Source organism: Vibrio sp. D173a, assembly GCF_030248475.1.
In genome coordinates this window covers 1-611 of sequence record NZ_JAHGAH010000791.1, presented here as the reverse complement: position 1 = coordinate 611, position 611 = coordinate 1, and the positions used below count along the sequence as shown (strand labels likewise).

2 pseudogenes are annotated in these 611 nt (G+C 47.3%); both read left to right on the top strand.

Annotated features, from left to right (window positions below):
• A pseudogene (locus KIV40_RS29325) lies at window positions 1-255 on the top strand (PilZ domain-containing protein); the annotation flags it as partial.
• A gap of 5 nt (window positions 256-260) precedes the next feature.
• Window positions 261-611: pseudogene (locus KIV40_RS29320) on the top strand (transcription-repair coupling factor); the annotation flags it as partial.

Here is a 611-nt window from a genome sequence, read left to right as displayed (position 1 = left end):
CAGTTTTCTTGCTTTACACAAAAAGACATTGAAGCGGGAAGATATGTAAAAGCGAAACTGTTCCTTGAACACCCAGCCGCGGCGGTTTATTGCTACGCTCAAGTAAGCAGTTCGCAGCCTAGAGACGGCGGATTTGAAGTTCAATTTAAATATGCGCACCTGCGTGACACAGACCAAGATCTATTGATTAAAGCGGCCTTGCACCAGCAACAGAAGCTACTTCGTCAACGCTCACTCGATCGAGATAATAAGTAAATCCCATGACCGACACATCGATTTTTACCTTACCGACGCCAAGTGGCGCGGGGGACAAAAAACATTTAGGTAATCTAATAGGCTCTTCTCTGGCAGCTTCTATCGCCGGTTTAGCTGAGCAACACAGCAGTCATACCTTACTTGCGGTTCCAGACCCTCAAATCGCACTGAAATTGCAGTCAGAAATCGAACAGTTTACCCAGCATTCCGTCAATTTGTTCCCAGATTGGGAAACACTGCCGTACGACAGTTTCTCCCCACACCAAGAGATCATTTCAGACCGAATCGCTCACCTGTACGCGCTGCCGACACTCAAGAGCGGGATTACGATTGTCCCGATTAGCACACTATTGCAA